Raw genomic sequence first — 2,796 nt, forward strand, 5'->3', positions numbered from 1 at the left:
CTTCGTGATCGCCTTCGGCGACCCTTGACCGACCGGCCCGAACCGGAAAGACAAAGGCCTGCCGGGAAGCCCCCGAAGGAACGGTCACCGGGGAGGAGGGGGAGGGGCGGGTCTCTCAGCGATGAGGCGAGGGGCCGGGCCTTGGCCGGCCGGGCATGCGGACCCTCAGGAGGCGAGGTGCCGGGCCGGAGCGCGACTACCCGCACGAGAGGGTGACCAGAGCCTCCCGGGGAGCCCCCGGGCGCGGCAGATCGCTACGCGCTCCTCCCGGCTCGGCGTCCGACGGCCGTCTGGGGCTGATAGCCGCACCGAAGGCCGCTCGGAGCGGCGAGGATGCGCAGGGGCGCGGCAGATCGCTCCGCGGATTTCAGCGGCTGATGGCCGTCCTGGGCCGATGCCCGCACCGGGGCGGAGCTTCGGGGAACGGGGGAAGGGCGGGGAGGGGCAGGGCCCCGCGCGACGGAAAAGCCGGTACGGACAGCGGCGCATGGAACAGGATGGGGCGTATGCGAAGCCTCGTACTCCTCGACGCCCCCTCCAACCTCGGCCTGCGCCCGCCCGCCCCAGGGACCGTGCCGGGGGTCTACAAGCTCGCCGGCGCGCTGCGCGAGCAAGGGCTGCTCCAGCGGCTCGGTGCCCGGGAGGGCGGGGTGGTCGTTCCGCCGCGCTACGACCGGGGTGAGTGGAAGGAGGGTGACGGCGTCTTCCACGCCGACGCCATCGCCGCGTACACCGTGACCCTCGCCGACCGGATCGAAGCGCACCTGAGGGATGGGGAGTTCCCGGTGGTGCTGGGCGGTGACTGCTCCATCCAGCTCGGCGCCGCCCTCGCGATGCGCCGGCTCGGCCGGTACGGGCTCGCCGCCATCGATGGCTCCGCCGACTTCCGGCATCCCGGCAACGAGGCCGTCAACGGGCCCGTCGGGGCGGCCGGGGGTGAGGAGCTCGCGCTGTCGACGGGGCGGGGGCAGGGCGCCCTGAGTGACCTGGAGGGGCTCGGGCCCTATCTGCGGGAGGAGGACGTGCGGCTCTTCGGGCTGCGCGACGGGGACGAGGACCTGCCGGAGCTGCGTGCGGTCGGCATCGCGGCCCACACCGTCGGGGAGATCCGGGAGCGCGGCGCCGGTGCGGTGGCGCGGGCGGCGCTGGACGGGCTGCATCCGCCGGAGACGGCGGGGTTCTGGATCCACCTCGATGCTGATGTACTCGACCCCTCCGTCATGCCGGCCGTGGACAGCCCGGACCCGGGCGGGCTGCTGCCGGGGGAACTGGGGGAACTGTTGGGCGAGTTGGCCCGTTCGCCCCGGTGTGTCGGGCTCAACGTGACGATCTACGATCCTGATCTGGATCCGGACGCGCGTGCGGGCGCCCTGCTTGCCGAGCTGGTCGTGGGGGCCTTTGCGTAATCCTGACCGGTGGTGATGTGCGGAACCACTGTGCACGCGGCCCACCCGCGTGTTCCATTCCCCCATGGCCACCACCGTGCGACGTGCCCAGCTGACTCTTCCCGCCGCCCCCTTGGGCCCCGACAACCCGCTGCCCGCGCTGCGCGCTCCCGACGGCGTGCACGAGCTGGACGAGCGCTCGCGGCGGGGACTGCCGCGCGACATGGCGCGGCAGATCGGCTACGAGCCGCTGCGCTCCCTGCTGCCCGTCCCGATCCGTGACGGATACGGACGGCAGCGCGCGGAGCGGGAGTTCGAGGCGGTCGTCATCGAGAACGGGCGGCTGCGCGTCACCGTGCTGCCCGGGCTCGGAGGGCGGATCCACTCGATGGTTCATCTGGGGAGCGGCCGTGAACTCCTTTATCGCAACCCGGTGTTCCAGCCCGCCGACTTCGCGCTCAACGGGGCCTGGTTCTCCGGTGGCGTCGAGTGGAACATCGGAGCCACCGGGCATACCGCCTTGTCCTGCTCGCCGTTGCACGCCGCGATCGTGGCGGCGCCCGACGGGGGTGTGATGGTGCGGCTGTGGGAGTGGGAGCGGCTGCGTGACCTGCCGTTCCAGGTGGACCTGTGGCTGCCCGCGGATTCCGAGTTCCTGTACGTGGGGGTGCGGGTGCGCAATCCGCACGAGCGGCCCGTCCCCGTGTACTGGTGGTCCAACACCGCCGTTCCGGAGGGTGCCGGGACGAGAGTTCTGGCGCCCGCCGAGGAGGCCTGGCACTTCGGGTACGAGCGGGCGCTGCGGCGGATCCCCGTGCCGGAGTGGGAGGGGGCGGACCGGACGTACCCGCTGGGTAGTACGTATCCCGCCGATTTCTTCTACGAGGTGGAGGGCGGGGCCGCCGAGCGGCCCTGGATCGCCGCCCTGGACGGGGAGGGGCACGGGCTGGTGCAGGCCTCCACCGGGCTGCTGCGGGGGCGGAAGCTGTTCACGTGGGGTGCGGGGCCGGGCGGCCGGCGGTGGCAGGAGTGGCTGACGGAGCCCGGTACGGGCGGCTACGCCGAGATCCAGGCGGGGCTGGCCCGGACCCAGCTGGAGCACGTACGGCTGGACGCGGGGGCGGAGTTCAGCTGGCTGGAGGCGTACGGGCCGCTGTGGGCGGATCCCTCGGCGGTGCACGGGGCCGACTGGGCGGCGGCGCGCGGGGCCGCCTCGGCGGCGCTCGACGCGGTCCTGCCGGCCGGGGCCCTGGACGCGGCGTACAAGGCGTGGCGCGGGCACGCCGACACCGAACCGGGGGAGCGGCTGGCGGACGGCTCGGGGTGGGGCGCGCTGGAGGTGCTGTGCGGGGGCTTCGAGCTGCCCGGCACCCCTTTCCCGGAGTCCACGCTGGAGGAGGAGCAGGAGCCC

2 protein-coding genes are annotated in these 2,796 nt (G+C 73.7%); both read left to right on the forward strand.

Annotated features, from left to right (window positions below):
• Positions 1–506: 506 nt before the first annotated feature.
• On the forward strand, positions 507–1,406 hold the full coding sequence (locus tag SSNG_RS28990) for an arginase family protein (RefSeq protein WP_007267491.1): 900 nt from the start codon (positions 507–509) through the stop codon (positions 1,404–1,406).
• Between the two features lie 64 nt (positions 1,407–1,470).
• Positions 1,471–2,796: DUF5107 domain-containing protein (locus SSNG_RS28995; protein ID WP_007267492.1), on the forward strand; the 1,326-nt coding region annotated here is incomplete at its 3' end.

Source organism: Streptomyces sp. C (assembly GCF_000158895.1).
Taxonomy (GTDB): Bacteria; Actinomycetota; Actinomycetes; order Streptomycetales; family Streptomycetaceae; genus Streptomyces; species Streptomyces racemochromogenes.